Genomic DNA, 14,617 nt, shown 5'->3' with positions numbered 1-14,617 from the left:
AAAAATTGAACGGTTTGCCTATTTGCTTTAATGGGTATTGGTGAAAGAGATGATCAGTTATTTTAAAGGAGGAAAAAAGATGCTTTATAGTGAAAACGACAAGCGAAAACATGAAAGTTATCGAATCCCACTCTTTGGATCTGAAGAAGAAAGTACTAGCATCCCGAAATACGTATTAAAAAAGGAACCAATGGAACCGCGCATTGCTTATCAATTAGTGAAAGATCAGCTGATGGATGAAGGAAATGCGAGACAGAACTTGGCGACTTTTTGTCAGACATATATGGAAAAAGAAGCCGAAATATTGATGGCAGAAACACTGGAAAAAAATGCTATCGACAAATCTGAGTATCCACAAACAGCAGAACTAGAAAATCGCTGCGTTAATATTTTAGCGGATTTATGGAATGCGCCAAAAGAAATGTCTTATCTAGGCACTTCCACTGTTGGTTCTTCGGAAGCGTGTATGCTTGGCGGCTTGGCAATGAAATTTCGTTGGCGTAATAATGCTGAAAAACGTGGTCTAGATATTCAAGCGAAACGGCCAAATTTAATTATTTCATCAGGCTACCAAGTGTGTTGGGAAAAATTTTGTGTGTACTGGGATGTTGATATGCGTGTCGTTCCAATGGATAAAGAGCATCTAAGCCTTGATGTTGAGAAGGTATTTGAGTTAGTGGATGAGTATACGATTGGTATCGTTGGGATTTTAGGTATTACTTACACAGGGAAATTCGATGATATTGCTTTATTAGATGAAAAAGTAGAAGCTTATAATGAAGCAAACGAGCATCAATTAGTGATTCATATTGACGGGGCAAGTGGCGCAATGTTTACTCCATTTGTAAATCCAGAATTAGCGTGGGATTTTAGGCTTAAAAATGTGGTTTCAATCAATACTTCTGGTCATAAATATGGCTTAGTTTATCCGGGTGTTGGTTGGATTTTATGGAAAGATAAAGAATATTTACCAAAAGAGCTTATTTTTGAAGTGAGTTATTTAGGTGGTTCAATGCCAACCATGGCGATTAATTTTTCGCGTAGTGCTAGTCAAATTATTGGTCAATATTATAATTTCTTGCGTTATGGTTTTGAAGGCTATCGAGAAATTCACGAAAAAACAAAGAAAACAGCACTATATCTCTCAAAAACGGTAGAAAAAAGTGGCTACTTTGAAATTATTAATGATGGCTCTAATTTGCCGATTGTTTGTTATAAGTTGAAAGATGGCCTTGATGTTGAGTGGACGCTCTATGATCTTGCGGACCAGCTTCTTATGAAAGGCTGGCAAGTTCCGGCTTATCCGCTGCCGGCTGATTTAAGTGATACGATTATTCAGCGGTTTGTTTGCCGGGCGGACTTAGGTTATAATGTGGCGGAAGAATTTGCAGCTGATTTCGCGGATGCACTCCATAATTTAGAACATGCTAGAGTGCTGTATCATGATAAGGAACGAAACGATTCATACGGATTTACGCATTAAAAAAGAAGACTTGGATGCGAGTCCAAGTCTTCTTTTTATTAAAGTGGAAGCCAGTCGATAATTTCTTTTAAGCTTTTATCCCAAAAATCCCAATCATGATCACCAGGACCTTCGCGGTATTCTAGTGGAGCGTTTTTGGCAAGCGCAAAATCACGGAAACGAAGATTGTCTTCATAAAGAAAATCTTCTGTACCACAATTTTGGAAAAGAGCTGGTAACTCCACGTTGTTCGTTAGATTAGTTTCTAATAAATGAAATAAGTCATTTTCCGTACCAGTTTGGCTAGTCATTTCTCCAGTGATGGCACGTGTGCTGAAATTTTCGAAGCAATCTTCTTTAATGATATAATTAATATCCATGACACCAGACATGCTTGCAGCGGCTTGGAATTTTTCTGGGAAAGTAAGTGCAACTTTGAACGCACCGTAACCACCCATAGAATGCCCAGCTATGAAAGTATCTTCTTTTTTGTCCGAAAGTGGGAACCAGTTTTTCATCACGTGAGGAAGTTCAGTACTGACAAATTGGAAAAAATCGCGACCGTGAACCATATTAGAATAGAAACTATGGTCTGCTGCAGGCATGATGACAGCGAGTCCTTTTTCGGTAGCATAACGTTCAATATTCGTATTGCGCACATAAGTAGTGTGGTTGTTAGACAAGCCGTGCAGAATATATAATGTTTTATATTTAGGAATTGAACCATGGTAAAGTGTTTCTGTTTCGGGTAAAATCACCGTTACACTTGTTTGCATGGCTAAACATTCTGATTTGAAATTTAGTTCTAAAATAGCCAATGTAAGGGCCTCCTGACCTATCTTTTTTTCTAGTATACATGATTTTTTAGTGAAATAAAATAAATATAACTTATCTTATGAGTTAACTCGGAATTAAAGTGTAAAGAAAGAACCTGCGCGAACAGGTCCTCGTTATTTTTTTATACTAGGTTTCTTTTTATCCACGATGTTCAAAATTTCTTCAAGCTTGCGATTCTTTTCTAGAATGGCTGCTTCTTTGAATTGTTCTGTTGTGACTGGGGGCATCGGTTCTTTGCAATTTTCATGCGCTAGATTAGGAAAAAGATTATCAGTCATTTTTCATCGCCTCCTTGATTTAATTATAAAGTATTAACGTGAAAATATCGACTAATTGGATATAGATGAAAATAATTCTCAATTAGGGGTCCGACTTTTTGAATATCGTGGTATAATTTAGTAAAATGAAAAGGACAGTATTGTGGAGGGGAATTATGAAGAAAATAACTATATTGACGTTAAGTATAACAGCCGCACTACTCCTTGCTTCGTGTGGAAATGATACTGCAACTGATACGAATAACGAAAAAGTAAAAACAGAAAATAAATCGCAAGCAGCCTTAACGGTAACGGATATGGCTGGTCGTGATGTTTCTTTTGATAAAAAACCAGAACGAATCATCGCACTTACAAATGCAGATATGAACATTATTTATGCGCTTGGTGGGACAGTCGTTGGTCGTCAAACAACAGATGCGAGTGGTGTTCCAGATGGCGCAAAAAAAGCGACAGAAGTGGGCAATACGCATGATTTAAACTTAGAGAAAATTGCTTCTCTTGGGGCTGATGCTATTGTAGCAAGTTCAGAACAAAACTTAAAAGACGTGCCTGCAATGGAAGGCGTAGGACCGAAAGTTGTGCTAACTGGAGCGAATTCAATCGATGAAATAAAAAAACAGACAGCCGTTCTTGGCAAGCTTTTAGGTAAAGAAACAAAAACAGAAGAACTAGAAGCAAGTATTGAAAAAAAAGTAGCAGAAGTGAAGCAAAAACAGCAAGGTAAAAAAGTACGCGCTTTACTAGTACTCGGAGCTCCAGGAAGTAACTACGCGGCGTTACCATCCTCGTTAAGCGGAAATGTTTTAGAAATCGCTGGTGGAGAAAACGTGGCGAAAGATTTTAAAGGTGTGGAAAACTTTCCGCAATATGCTTCGATGAATGTCGAAAAAATTGTTGCTGCTGATCCAGAAGTGATTTTCTTAATGATTCACGGCGGAGATGAAAAAGAAACAGAAACAGCCTTTAAAAAAGAAATGAAACAAAATGAAGCTTGGAATTCAACAAGCGCCGTTAAAAATGATCATATTGTCGTACTTCCAGCAGAACTTTTCGGAACAAATCCCGGAATGAAAATTGATCAAGCATTGGATTATATGACAGATGAAATAAATAAGGTGGCTAACTAATGACAACTGTGAAGGCGCATGATCCGCGGCGAAAACGTAGACGGATAACTTTTATTGTAGTAATTGTTTTACTTATTTTAGCTTTTTTCTACGGGCTGACTACTGGGTCCGTGAAAGTTACATATAGTGACGCTTGGCAAACTTTGACTGGCGGCGGGAGTGACCTTGCGAATCAATTGATATGGAATTTGCGTTTGCCACGACTATTGATTGCCTTCTTAGTAGGCGCTGCACTTGCAATAGCAGGTTGCTTGCTCCAAGGTGTAATGCGAAATCCATTAGCTGACCCAGGTGTAATCGGGGTTTCAGCGGGTGGCGGCTTTGTAGCAATTTTAATGACGTTAGCATTTCCTGCATTGGCTTCTTTTGTTCCAATTGGCGCATTTTTAGGGGCTTTTGGTACGGCAATTTTAATTTATTTATTAGCGTGGGATCGTGGCGTTTCTCCATTACGTGTCATTTTATCTGGTGTTGCTATTAATGCTTTTATTGGCGCAATGACTTCGGGAGTTATGGTGCTTTATAGTAACCGGGTTCAAAGTGTTATTTCTTGGATGACAGGAACGCTTTCTGGGAAAAGTTGGTATCACTTGGATATGATTTGGCCTTATATGTTGGTTGGTTTTGTGCTAAGTGGTTTTGCTATTCGCTCTTCTAATGTGTTGCTACTTGGGGACGATGCAGCAAAATTACTCGGTTTTTCCGTCGAACGACATCGTTTTTTCATTATCATGTTGGCGGCATTTTTAAGTGGGGTCGCAGTGAGTGTAGCTGGATTAATTGGCTTTGTTGGGCTGGTTGTGCCACATATTTTCCGCTTGATTATCGGCAATGACTACAAATATTTACTGCCATTATCTGCCTTAGGTGGCGCACTGTTAGTCGGTTTTGCTGATACTGCGGCTAGAAGTTGGTTTGGGTCGATTGAGCTTCCGGTTGGGATTCTGCTTGCAATGATTGGCGCACCATTCTTCTTATTCCTACTTCAAAGAGGGAGGGTTGCTTCATGAAACCTGCATTAGAACTAAAAAACATCTCTTTTTCACGTAAAAGAGATTTTGAAATGAAAGACGTGAGCGCACGCATTCCAGAAGGTAAAATCACGACACTTATCGGTCCAAATGGTTCAGGTAAATCAACTATGCTTCGTTTGATGATGCGCCTTTTGACACCTGATAGTGGAGAAGTTTTGCTTGATGAAAAAAATATTAAGGATATTCCTTCTAAAGATTTAGCGAAGAAAATGACGATGTTATCTCAAGCCCCTGAAGGTTTAGTTGATGTTATGGTGCATGACTTGGTGGCTTATGGACGTTTGCCGCACAGAAGTTGGCTTTCTACTTTACAAGAAGATGATGAGGCGGTTATTCAGTGGGCAATTAAAGTGTGTAACTTAGAAAATCTGGCGTATCGACCACTTCACTCGTTATCAGGCGGTGAACGTCAACGTGCGTGGCTTGCAATGGCTCTTGCGCAAAAAACACCTATTTTACTACTTGATGAACCAACGACATATCTAGATATTGCCCATCAACTTGAACTGTTAGATTTGTTAGTTCATTTAAATAAAGAATATAATTTAACGATTGTGTTAGTGTTACATGATTTAAATCAAGCTGCAATCTACAGTGATTATGTTTTTGTTTGCGAAAATGGTGGATTAGTCAAAAATGGTACGCCTCAAGAAGTTTTTACAACGGAGCTTTTGCGAAATGTCTTTCATATTACAGCAGATATTACTGAAAAAGATGGAAAACAGCACATTCATCCGCTTGCTTCGACTAGATTTGAATATTAAAGAAAACAGAAAGAAGATTAGAATTTGGTGAAAAAGCTTCCTATCCAAGGTAAACTTTATTATAATAGATGAAGGCTGTTGCTCTTTTTAAGAATAGCAGCTTTTTTACATTTAAATCTAAACATAAAGGACGGAAAGCAATGGCTAGAAATAGAAAAAAGGCAGTTCGAGTTGACTACGCGATTATATTCTTGATGATGTTGCTTTGTACTATCGGTTTAATGGCTATTTATGTCGCAGGACTTGTTAATGACCAGTACACAAATAATTTCTTACTGCAGCAGTCTATTTGGATTGTTATTTCTACTGGAATAGTCGTTGTTATTGTACTTTTTTTCGATTATGATCGGCTTCAATGGGCGGCATATTACTTGTATGGTATTGGGAATTTACTTCTAGTGCTTGTATTAATTGTCGGCGATGAGCGTAAAGGTTCTAAAAGCTGGATTAGTATTGGCTCACTTGGAAGTTTGCAACCTTCAGAGTTAATGAAGAGCTTCTTAATTCTCGCGCTTGCTAAAGTAATTTGGGACCATAATAAAAAATATCAACTGCACACGGTAAAATTAGATATACAATTATTGCTTAAAATAGGCATCGTTTCTATTATTCCACTTGGGTTAGTTAGACTTCAGCCAGACCTAGGTACAATTTTAGTGTTTATTGCTATTATCATCGGAATGATCTTTATTAGTGGTGTTACATGGAAAATCTTAGTGCCAGTATTTAGTTCGGTCGCTTTACTAGGCGGGACGTTAATTTATTTAGTTATGTACAATCAAGATTTTTTACAAAAACTAGGATTTAAACCATATCAATTTAAACGAATTACTTCTTGGCTTAGACCTGAGGAAGATCCGCTTGGGGACGGTATGCAACTGCTCCGTTCAATGCAGGCGATTGGTTCTGGTCAGTTACAAGGAAATGGTATTGGCAACCAGGCAATCGCTATTCCAGAAAACCACAATGATTTTATTTTTTCTATTATTGGTGGGAATTTCGGTTTTATTGGTGGCTGCGTACTTATTATGTTATACTTTTTACTGATTTACCAAATTATTCGAGTGGCATTAGACATTGGTATTCCTTTTTATTCGTATATTTGTACGGGTGTTTGCTCGATGATTTTATTTCACGTTTTAGAAAATATCGGGATGACAATTGGTCTTCTTCCAATTACCGGTATTCCACTTCTTTTTGTCAGTTATGGGGGAAGCTCTCTTCTTGGCGCATTTATGGCACTTGGACTCGTGTTATCTGCGAGGTATAATGCCCCAGAAGTTAACTTAGGAAAAGGGAATCGCGTATGATTTTCTTTTTTAAACTGTTTGGGAGAAAGCGTTAGTATACACAAACCAACCAGTAAGGAGTAATTAAATAATGAATCAACAAAATAAACTAGCTGGACGCATTGATTACGGGATTGTTTTATCAATGATGTTACTTATGATAATCAGTTTGGTGTCCATTTATAGTGCGCAATTAACAAATAATCAATATGATGCAAACTTTGTTGTAAAACAAGCTATGTGGTTTGTGGTTTCGACATTTGCAATTATTGTCGTGATGCAACTGGATTATGATCGACTCACGAGATGGGCTTATTACTTTTATGGGTTAGGTCTGTTTTTACTCGTGTTTGTTTTACTTTTTGGTAAAGAAGTAAAAGGAGCGAAGAGTTGGATAGTTATTCCGTTTTTAGGTAATATTCAGCCTTCTGAGGTTGTAAAAGTAATATTAATTATCGTATTGGCAAAAGTAATCTGGGATCATAATCGAACGTATAAAGTTCATCGCTTTAGTTATGATGCTTGGTTACTGCTAAAAATCGGCTTATTTACTTTAATGCCGCTTATTTTAATTATGCTACAACCCGATTTAGGGACAGCGCTTGTATTTATTGCTATTATGTCGGGGATGATTCTTATTTCAGGTATTACTTGGAAAATTATCGTACCGCTTTTTGGCTCGATAGCAGCAATTGGTACTACGCTTATTTGGATGGTTATTTATCATCAGAATTGGTTAACGAGTCTTGGTTTTAAACCATATCAATTTGACCGGATTACGACTTGGATAAATCCGGAAAATGACCCTCAAGGCGGGGGCTATCAAGTGCTGCGAGCGATGACGGCAATTGGTTCTGGTCAGATTTCTGGAAACGGGGCGGGATATGATGCCATCGCAATTCCTGAAAATCATAATGACTTTATCTTTACGATTGTAGCTGGAGACTATGGCTTTATTGGAGCGAGTATTCTACTGGCGATTTATTTCTTACTAATTTATCAAATTATTCGAGTGGCGCTTGATGTGGGCGTTCCATTTTATTCATATATCTGTACGGGTGTTGTAATGATGTTAATGTTCCACGTGCTAGAAAATGTTGGCATGAATATTGGTTTATTACCAATCACAGGTATTCCGCTTCCGTTTATTAGTTACGGTGGTAGTGCTCTGCTCGGGAATATGATGGCAGTCGGGCTCGTTCTCGGGATAAGGTTTAACTTTAAGAAATCGATGTTTGAAGTGAAAGAAGAAAATCACGCATCTTAAAAGAAAAATACAGAAGTCGAAGTGGCTTTTGTATTTTTTTGAACTGATATGAATGCGCTTTCAAAATCTCTGTTTTTTTCTAAGGGTTGCTATTTGTACTTTAAGAAAAAATGCACTATGATAGTAATAGAATGCAATCGGAGGGAGAGGCAAAATGATTAATTTTTATTGGTATCCAAAATGTAGCACCTGCAAGAAAGCAAAAGCATGGCTTGAAAATGAGCATGTTGATTTTAACGAAGTAGACATTAAGACTGAAACCCCAACTGCCGAAGAATTACAAAAATGGCATGAGGCTAGCGGGCTTCCAATCCGTCGTTTCTTTAATACAAGTGGTATTAAATACCGCGAACTTGGACTAAAAGATAAGCTTGATACACTTTCACCGGAAGAGGCTTATAATTTGCTTGCTTCAGATGGCATGTTAATCAAACGCCCACTTACAACTAACGGTAAAGAAGTAACACTTGGTTTCAAAGAAGAAGAATTTGAAGCAACTTGGAAATAGTCAATATAGATAATTGCAAGTAAAAGGAGGAGTTTTGAAATGAGTTTACCAAAAGACTTATTGTACACAGAAGAACATGAATGGGTGAAAGCAGAAGACGGTAGTTATATTATTGGGATTACTGACTTTGCCCAAGATCAATTAGGGGATATTGTATTTGTTGAATTGCCAGAAGTTGGCGATACCGTAACAAAAGGTGATTCAATCGGTAGCATTGAATCCGTTAAAACAGTATCTGATTTTTATGCGCCAGTAACTGGTAAAGTAGTTGCTGTTAATGAAACATTAGAAGATGAGCCAGAACTAATTAATAGCAACCCATATGACACTGGTTGGATTTTAAAACTTACTGAAGTAGAAGAAGCAGATGTAACTGCTCTTTTATCAAGTGATGATTACGAAAAAGGATTAGATTAATTTATTAGAAGCCGGCTTGGGATAACCGAAGCTGGCTTTTTTTGATAGGAGGCGTTTTTTCTGGAAACTTGGGAAAAAGAGACTTTTAGCGAGGCACAAAACGATGGCGCGGATTTTGTCGTTTTCTTTTTTACACCAATGTGTGGCAACTGTCAGATAGCAAGCCGCTTAGTAGACGTGGTTTTAGAAGCAGACAGTATTCATAGCAACGTCGCAAAAGTAGACTTGAACTATGTGCCAGATATTGCTCAAAGCTTGGAAATCACGTCAGTCCCCGCGTTAGTGAAATTTAAGAACGGCGAACCAAAGGATTTAACGTATAAATTACATGATGCAACAGCTATTTTTGAATTCCTGTATAGTGAGTGATACAGGGATTTTTTCTGTGTTAATTTTTGCCCGTGCGCAAAAAAGTTTCGTTTCTGATATAGAACTGCATTTAGCTAAAAACATTGCTATAGACACAATTTGGCTACTCGTGGTAAGATAATTCGAGTTGTTAAAATAGTGTTTTATAAAGAGAAATTTTTAGTGAAACATAAACATATCGGAGGCTTTTCTATGAACAATTCTAACCTTACTATTTTATCGGTGTGTAGTAATTTTGTTATCGTCGTACTTAAATTAATTGTCGGCTTTTTCACGGGATCGGTAGCTGTGATTTCAGAAGGAATTCACTCTTCAATGGATTTATTTGCATCAGTCATTACTTTCTTTTCTATTCGAATTTCGAATCAGCCTGCAGACGAGGACCATCCATATGGGCACGGGAAAGCGGAAAATATCGCGGGGACTATTGAAACTTTATTGATTTTTGTAGCGGGTATTTGGATTATTGTTGAATCTGTTAATAAACTTTTAAATCCGCATGAAATTAGATTTCCAGCGCTCGGTATTGCTGTCATGCTTTTTGGGGCGATTGTTAATATTATTGTGTCACGAATTATTAAAAGAGCGGCAATTAAAGCCAATTCAGTTGCAATGAAATCCAATGCGCTACATTTATATACAGATGTTTTCACATCGCTTGGTATTGCGCTTAGTTTATTTTTAGTATACATAACTGGCTGGTTGTGGTTAGACCCAGTTATCGCTATTTTAACGGCATTTTATATTATGTACGAAGCATTTAAGCTTTTAAAAGAATCTTTTCCACCATTAATGGATAAACGTCTTTCAGATAATGAAGAAGAGGCGATTAAAAAGATTATTTTAGCGCATAAAAATAAATTTATTGAATTTCATGATTTTCGCTCTAGGCGAGCAGGAGCGGAAGAATATATTGATTTTCATTTAGTAGTATCTTCCACGATGACAATTGAAAGTGCTCATTCGCTTTGTGATGAAATTGAAGCAGAGATTATGAATTTTTACGCGAAAGCAGAAGTTTTGATTCACTTAGAACCTGAAGAAGAGCGAGTGCTAACTAGAAATTAAAAATCAGCTCTTTCTATTCGATTTGTTTCTAAAGTGTTACAATAGGTAGAAATAAGAATGGAAAGGACAATGAGTATGACAACATCTATTTTGATTGCCGATGATGATAAAGAAATTGTTGATTTAGTAAAATTATATTTACAAAATGAAGGATACACAATTTATCAAGCTTATGATGGTGCGGAAGTATGGCGTTTAGTGCAAGAAAAGCAGCCAACATTAGTGATTTTAGATATAATGATGCCAGAAATGAATGGCCTTGAAGTATGCCGATTAATGCGGAAAAATGGTATTTTAACGCCAATTTTAATGCTTAGTGCAAAGGCAGAAGATAATGATAAAATTATGGGACTATTAACTGGAGCGGATGATTATATGGTCAAACCGTTTAATCCTTTAGAGCTCTCTGTTCGCGTTAAAGCGATTTTAAGACGTATGCAACAAATGAGTCAAGCGGAGCCAGTTAGTCAAGATAAGGTCATTATTGGGCCAATTGTAGTTGATCGCGGGCTTCATGTTGTAACTGTTGGAGAAAAAGAACTTCATTTAACTACTTCAGAATTTGATATTTTATTTTTACTAGCGAGTGAACCAGGTCGTGTTTTCAGTTCGGAATATATTTTTGAGAAAATTTGGCAGGAGAAAGCACTCGGAGCGAGTAAAACGGTCATGGTCCATATTAGCAACTTGCGCGATAAATTGAGAGATGCTATGGGCGGAGAAAATGTGATTAAGACAATATGGGGAGTAGGGTACAAAATTGAAATCTAGGCTGGAAGTGTTGTTTACGAAAATTAGCCATGTGATGAATGTTTGGCAGGCGACTTTTTTTGCAATAGTGTCTTGGGTTTTTGCTTTGATTACTGTCCAAACTATTTATTTGTGGAGTATTTCTATTCGTGATGATTCTTTGTTTTTACGTGAAGTGACGCAATCTATGGTTCAACTTTTTGGGCCGAATAAATATACTCGGATAATGCAGTCGTTTTGGATGTTATCGCTGAAGTTTTTAATTATCTTTTTGATTGCTTGTTTATTCTTTGCATTCTTTTATCGATTGATGCGTCAGCGGATATTAAAAAAACAACTACGAACGATTAATTTTGCTTTAAATGATGGAAAGCCGGTTGATACAGAAAGTTTTGTCCCGGAAATTCAAGAACTTGAGCGAAACATTGAAAATATGCGTGAACGACAAAATAAATTAATGAAAAAGGAAGAACAGGCGCAGCAAGCTAGGAATGACTTGATTACGAATGTCTCACATGATTTGCGAACGCCTTTAACGTCGATTTTAGGATATTTAAGTTATATTCATGAGGATCGTTATCGTGATGAGATTGAGCTGCGTTATTATACGGAACTTGTTTACGGAAAAGCGCGTCATCTGCATAAACTGATTGATGATTTATTCTCTTATACTAGGCTTGATAGTGTTGATTACCAATTGAAAAAAGACGAACTAGACATCATTGAATTACTCAGACAATTAGTAGCAGAATATGACGGACGAGCTGCAGAACGAAATATGCAGATAATCGAACATTTTGATGCCAATAAACTCATTATTGGTGGCGATGGTAACCAAATTATGCGTTTGTTTGAGAATTTATTTTCCAATGCACTTAGATACGGAGAAGGAAATAAACAAATTGATGTAAGCGCGAAAAAAGAAGATCATATGGCTGTTGTGCGGGTCACTAACTATGGTGAAGAGATTCCAACCGTTGATTTGCCTTATTTATTTGAACGTTTTTATAAAGTAGATAAAAACCGGACAACAACGGGTACTGGTTTAGGCCTTGCAATTGCTAAGTCTATCGTTGAAAAACACGGCGGAATTGTTACCGCAGAAAGCAAACATCGCAAAACAAGTTTTATCGTCAAATTGCCGCTCATTTAATCTTTAAAAATTCTTAAATGTTTCTTTCCTTGTGATTTATGTTCTTTCAGTAGAATATAAATCACGGAGGAGAGAAAAATGAAAAAACATATTGTTTTAATTGTTGTTGCTTGTATCACGGTCATTGCGGTATTTATGTACATAATTCAAGTCAATAGTAGCGAACTTAAATATCAAAATAGAGCTCAGATTAAAATAGCCTCTCAGTTAGCTAGCCAGGAAGATTCGGGAGAAAATAGTATTATTAGTGAAGTAAATTACATATAGATGCGTATAAATAAAAAAGTTATTGACAAAGTGTGACGGAAAAGGTAATATGAAAAAACAAGAAACGTCACTATAGTCACAAATGAAGTGATATAATAATATGTAGAAATCTTATCCAGAGTGGTGGAGGGAAATGCCCTGTGAAACCCAGCAACCTAAACAATAATTCATTATGTGTTTAAGGTGCTAAGTCATGCAGAACAACGATTTGTTCTGAAAGATGAGAAGGAAGTTAGCCCATTTGAAAAAATGCTGCCTTTCTGCTCATTAGCAGGAAGGCTTTTTTGTATATCAGAATGTAGAAAAGGTGATAGAGATGATTACGTTACAGAACGTCGTAAAAGAATATACGTCCAGAAATAACAAAGTTCTCGCTGTCGACCATGTCGATTTAGAAATTGAACAAGGTGAGATTTTCGGAGTAGTTGGTTATTCAGGGGCTGGTAAAAGTACACTAATCCGAATGTTCAATGGATTAGAACTACCAACAGAAGGGTCTGTTGAAGTAGATAACCTACTAATTAGCCAAATTCGTGGTAGTAAATTAAGAAAAGCGCGCCAACAAATCGGAATGATATTTCAACATTTTAATTTATTATGGTCTAGAACTGTTGCAGAGAATATCGCGTTTCCATTAGAAATTGCTGGTGTTCGCGGTGAAAAAAGACGTTTTCGGGTCAATGAACTAATCCGACTCGTTGGCTTAGAAGGAAAAGAAAACGCCTATCCAGCTGAACTAAGTGGTGGGCAAAAACAGCGCGTAGGTATTGCAAGAGCGCTCGCGAATAACCCTAAAGTATTGCTTTGTGATGAAGCTACATCCGCACTAGATCCACAAACAACCGATGAAGTTTTAGAATTACTGCTAGACATAAATAAACGCCTCAACCTAACTATCATCGTTATCACCCACGAAATGCATGTTATCCGGAAAATCTGTAATCGCGTGGCAGTCATGGAAAACGGGAAAGTTGCTGAACTCGGTGACGTATTAGACGTTTTCCGCCATCCTAAAGAAAAAGTAACGCAGCGTTTCGTCCGCCAAGTAACTGATTCAGACGAAACGGAAGAACTAATCCATCTATTACTCGATAATTACGCAGAAGGTAAAATCGTTAAACTACTCTTCATGAGTGAAAATGCAACTCAACCAGTTATCTCTCAAGTAGCAAAAGAAAATGATGTTATGCTAAATGTCCTTCATGGGAACTTAACTCAAACGCAAAACGGTGCATACGGAACATTGTATGTCCAAGTTTTAGGCACAGAAGAAGCGATAGATGCCAGTCTAACACAGCTACGTCAACTTAAAGTAGAAACGGAAGTGTTAGAACGATGACGAAATTACAAGAGTTATTTCCAAATGTTGATTTTCAAATGATGTGGGTTGCCACACAAGAAACGCTATATATGACACTTACTTCATTATTTGCAGTTTTTTTACTAGGAATCGTGCTAGGATTATTACTATTTTTAACCAACAATAAAAAACATGCCGGAGCGCGCATTTTATACTGGATAACAGCAATCCTTGTTAATGTGTTCCGTTCCATTCCTTTTATTATTTTAATCGTGTTACTTTTACCGATGACAAAATCGTTAGTCGGGACTGTAATTGGACCGAAAGCAGCACTTCCAGCTTTAATTATCTCAGCAGCTCCGTTCTATGGTCGAATGGTAGAAATTGCCTTTCGTGAAGTAGACAAAGGCGTTATTGAAGCCGCTAAATCCATGGGTGCGAACATGTTTACTATTATTGGTAAAGTGCTCATCCCAGAAGCCTTACCAGCGATTATTTCTGGTATTACAGTGACAGCAATTTCACTTGTTGGATTCACAGCGATGGCCGGCGTCATTGGTGCAGGTGGGCTTGGAAATACTGCCTATCTTGAAGGATTCCAACGTGGACAACCTGATGTAACGGTACTTGCGACAATTATTATTTTAATTATCGTCTTTATTTTCCAGTTTATCGGCGACTTCCTAACAAAACGAACCGATAAACGCTAATCAATGTATATGAAGAA

17 protein-coding genes and 1 riboswitch are annotated in these 14,617 nt (G+C 37.3%); of the genes, 15 read left to right on the top strand and 2 right to left on the bottom strand.

Annotated elements, in window-relative coordinates; translation table 11 throughout:
* Window positions 1–79: 79 nt before the first annotated feature.
* Complete coding sequence (gene gad, locus PQQ29_RS12310) at window positions 80–1,483, top strand: glutamate decarboxylase (protein ID WP_187983865.1); 1,404 nt, start codon at window positions 80–82, stop codon at window positions 1,481–1,483.
* Window positions 1,484–1,521: 38 nt separating this feature from the next.
* Here the strand turns inward: gad and PQQ29_RS12305 are convergent, their stop codons facing one another.
* Both PQQ29_RS12305 and PQQ29_RS12300 read right to left on the bottom strand, forming a co-directional pair.
* A complete protein-coding gene (locus PQQ29_RS12305) occupies window positions 1,522–2,280 on the bottom strand; it encodes an alpha/beta hydrolase (protein ID WP_010991236.1) in 759 nt (252 codons plus the stop codon).
* Window positions 2,281–2,412: 132 nt separating this feature from the next.
* On the bottom strand, window positions 2,413–2,577 hold the full coding sequence (locus PQQ29_RS12300; RefSeq protein WP_003763827.1) for a hypothetical protein: 165 nt from the start codon (window positions 2,575–2,577) through the stop codon (window positions 2,413–2,415).
* Window positions 2,578–2,732: 155 nt separating this feature from the next.
* Between PQQ29_RS12300 and PQQ29_RS12295 the strand changes: the two genes are divergently transcribed.
* From PQQ29_RS12295 to PQQ29_RS12230, 14 genes are all read left to right on the top strand, one after another.
* On the top strand, window positions 2,733–3,704 hold the full coding sequence (locus tag PQQ29_RS12295; protein WP_187983866.1) for an ABC transporter substrate-binding protein: 972 nt from the start codon (window positions 2,733–2,735) through the stop codon (window positions 3,702–3,704).
* Window positions 3,704–4,714, top strand: a complete 1,011-nt coding sequence (locus PQQ29_RS12290; protein WP_003732470.1) for a FecCD family ABC transporter permease — start codon at window positions 3,704–3,706, stop codon at window positions 4,712–4,714. Before PQQ29_RS12295 ends, PQQ29_RS12290 begins: the two co-directional genes overlap by 1 nt.
* A complete protein-coding gene (locus PQQ29_RS12285) occupies window positions 4,711–5,502 on the top strand; it encodes an ABC transporter ATP-binding protein (RefSeq protein WP_010991234.1) in 792 nt (263 codons plus the stop codon). Before PQQ29_RS12290 ends, PQQ29_RS12285 begins: the two co-directional genes overlap by 4 nt.
* 140 nt (window positions 5,503–5,642) lie before the next feature.
* Complete coding sequence (rodA, locus tag PQQ29_RS12280) at window positions 5,643–6,812, top strand: rod shape-determining protein RodA (RefSeq protein ID WP_010991233.1); 1,170 nt, start codon at window positions 5,643–5,645, stop codon at window positions 6,810–6,812.
* Window positions 6,813–6,882: 70 nt separating this feature from the next.
* Window positions 6,883–8,058, top strand: coding sequence for a rod shape-determining protein RodA (gene rodA / locus PQQ29_RS12275; protein ID WP_003769152.1), 1,176 nt, complete (start codon window positions 6,883–6,885; stop codon window positions 8,056–8,058).
* A gap of 154 nt (window positions 8,059–8,212) precedes the next feature.
* Window positions 8,213–8,566 carry an arsenate reductase family protein gene (locus PQQ29_RS12270; RefSeq protein ID WP_003763821.1) on the top strand — a complete coding sequence of 118 codons (354 nt, stop codon included), beginning with the start codon at window positions 8,213–8,215 and terminating at the stop codon, window positions 8,564–8,566.
* Window positions 8,567–8,605: 39 nt separating this feature from the next.
* On the top strand, window positions 8,606–8,983 hold the full coding sequence (gcvH, locus tag PQQ29_RS12265) for a glycine cleavage system protein GcvH (RefSeq protein WP_003769150.1): 378 nt from the start codon (window positions 8,606–8,608) through the stop codon (window positions 8,981–8,983).
* Between the two features lie 60 nt (window positions 8,984–9,043).
* A complete protein-coding gene (locus tag PQQ29_RS12260; RefSeq protein ID WP_187983875.1) occupies window positions 9,044–9,352 on the top strand; it encodes a thioredoxin family protein in 309 nt (102 codons plus the stop codon).
* A gap of 192 nt (window positions 9,353–9,544) precedes the next feature.
* Window positions 9,545–10,420: a cation diffusion facilitator family transporter gene (locus tag PQQ29_RS12255; protein ID WP_003768219.1), complete on the top strand. Its 876-nt coding sequence runs from the start codon at window positions 9,545–9,547 to the stop codon at window positions 10,418–10,420.
* 75 nt (window positions 10,421–10,495) lie between these two features.
* Window positions 10,496–11,191 (top strand): response regulator CesR, encoded by a 696-nt coding sequence (gene cesR, locus PQQ29_RS12250; RefSeq protein WP_003763814.1) that lies wholly within the window; start codon window positions 10,496–10,498, stop codon window positions 11,189–11,191.
* Window positions 11,181–12,323 carry a histidine kinase CesK gene (gene cesK / locus PQQ29_RS12245; protein ID WP_033837587.1) on the top strand — a complete coding sequence of 381 codons (1,143 nt, stop codon included), beginning with the start codon at window positions 11,181–11,183 and terminating at the stop codon, window positions 12,321–12,323. Before cesR ends, cesK begins: the two co-directional genes overlap by 11 nt.
* Window positions 12,324–12,401: 78 nt before the next feature.
* Window positions 12,402–12,590 carry a hypothetical protein gene (locus PQQ29_RS12240; RefSeq protein WP_003769140.1) on the top strand — a complete coding sequence of 63 codons (189 nt, stop codon included), beginning with the start codon at window positions 12,402–12,404 and terminating at the stop codon, window positions 12,588–12,590.
* 108 nt (window positions 12,591–12,698) lie between these two features.
* Window positions 12,699–12,817: riboswitch (SAM riboswitch) on the top strand.
* A gap of 89 nt (window positions 12,818–12,906) precedes the next feature.
* Entirely contained in the window at window positions 12,907–13,929 is a 1,023-nt protein-coding gene (locus PQQ29_RS12235) for a methionine ABC transporter ATP-binding protein (RefSeq protein WP_003769138.1), read from the top strand.
* Window positions 13,926–14,600: a methionine ABC transporter permease gene (locus PQQ29_RS12230; protein ID WP_003763810.1), complete on the top strand. Its 675-nt coding sequence runs from the start codon at window positions 13,926–13,928 to the stop codon at window positions 14,598–14,600. The genes PQQ29_RS12235 and PQQ29_RS12230 overlap by 4 nt, the downstream gene beginning before the upstream one ends.
* Window positions 14,601–14,617: the final 17 nt, after the last annotated feature.

It is taken from the genome of Listeria innocua, from assembly GCF_028596125.1.
Lineage (GTDB): Bacteria > Bacillota > Bacilli > Lactobacillales > Listeriaceae > Listeria > Listeria innocua.
This window is presented reverse-complemented; position numbering and strand designations above follow the sequence as displayed.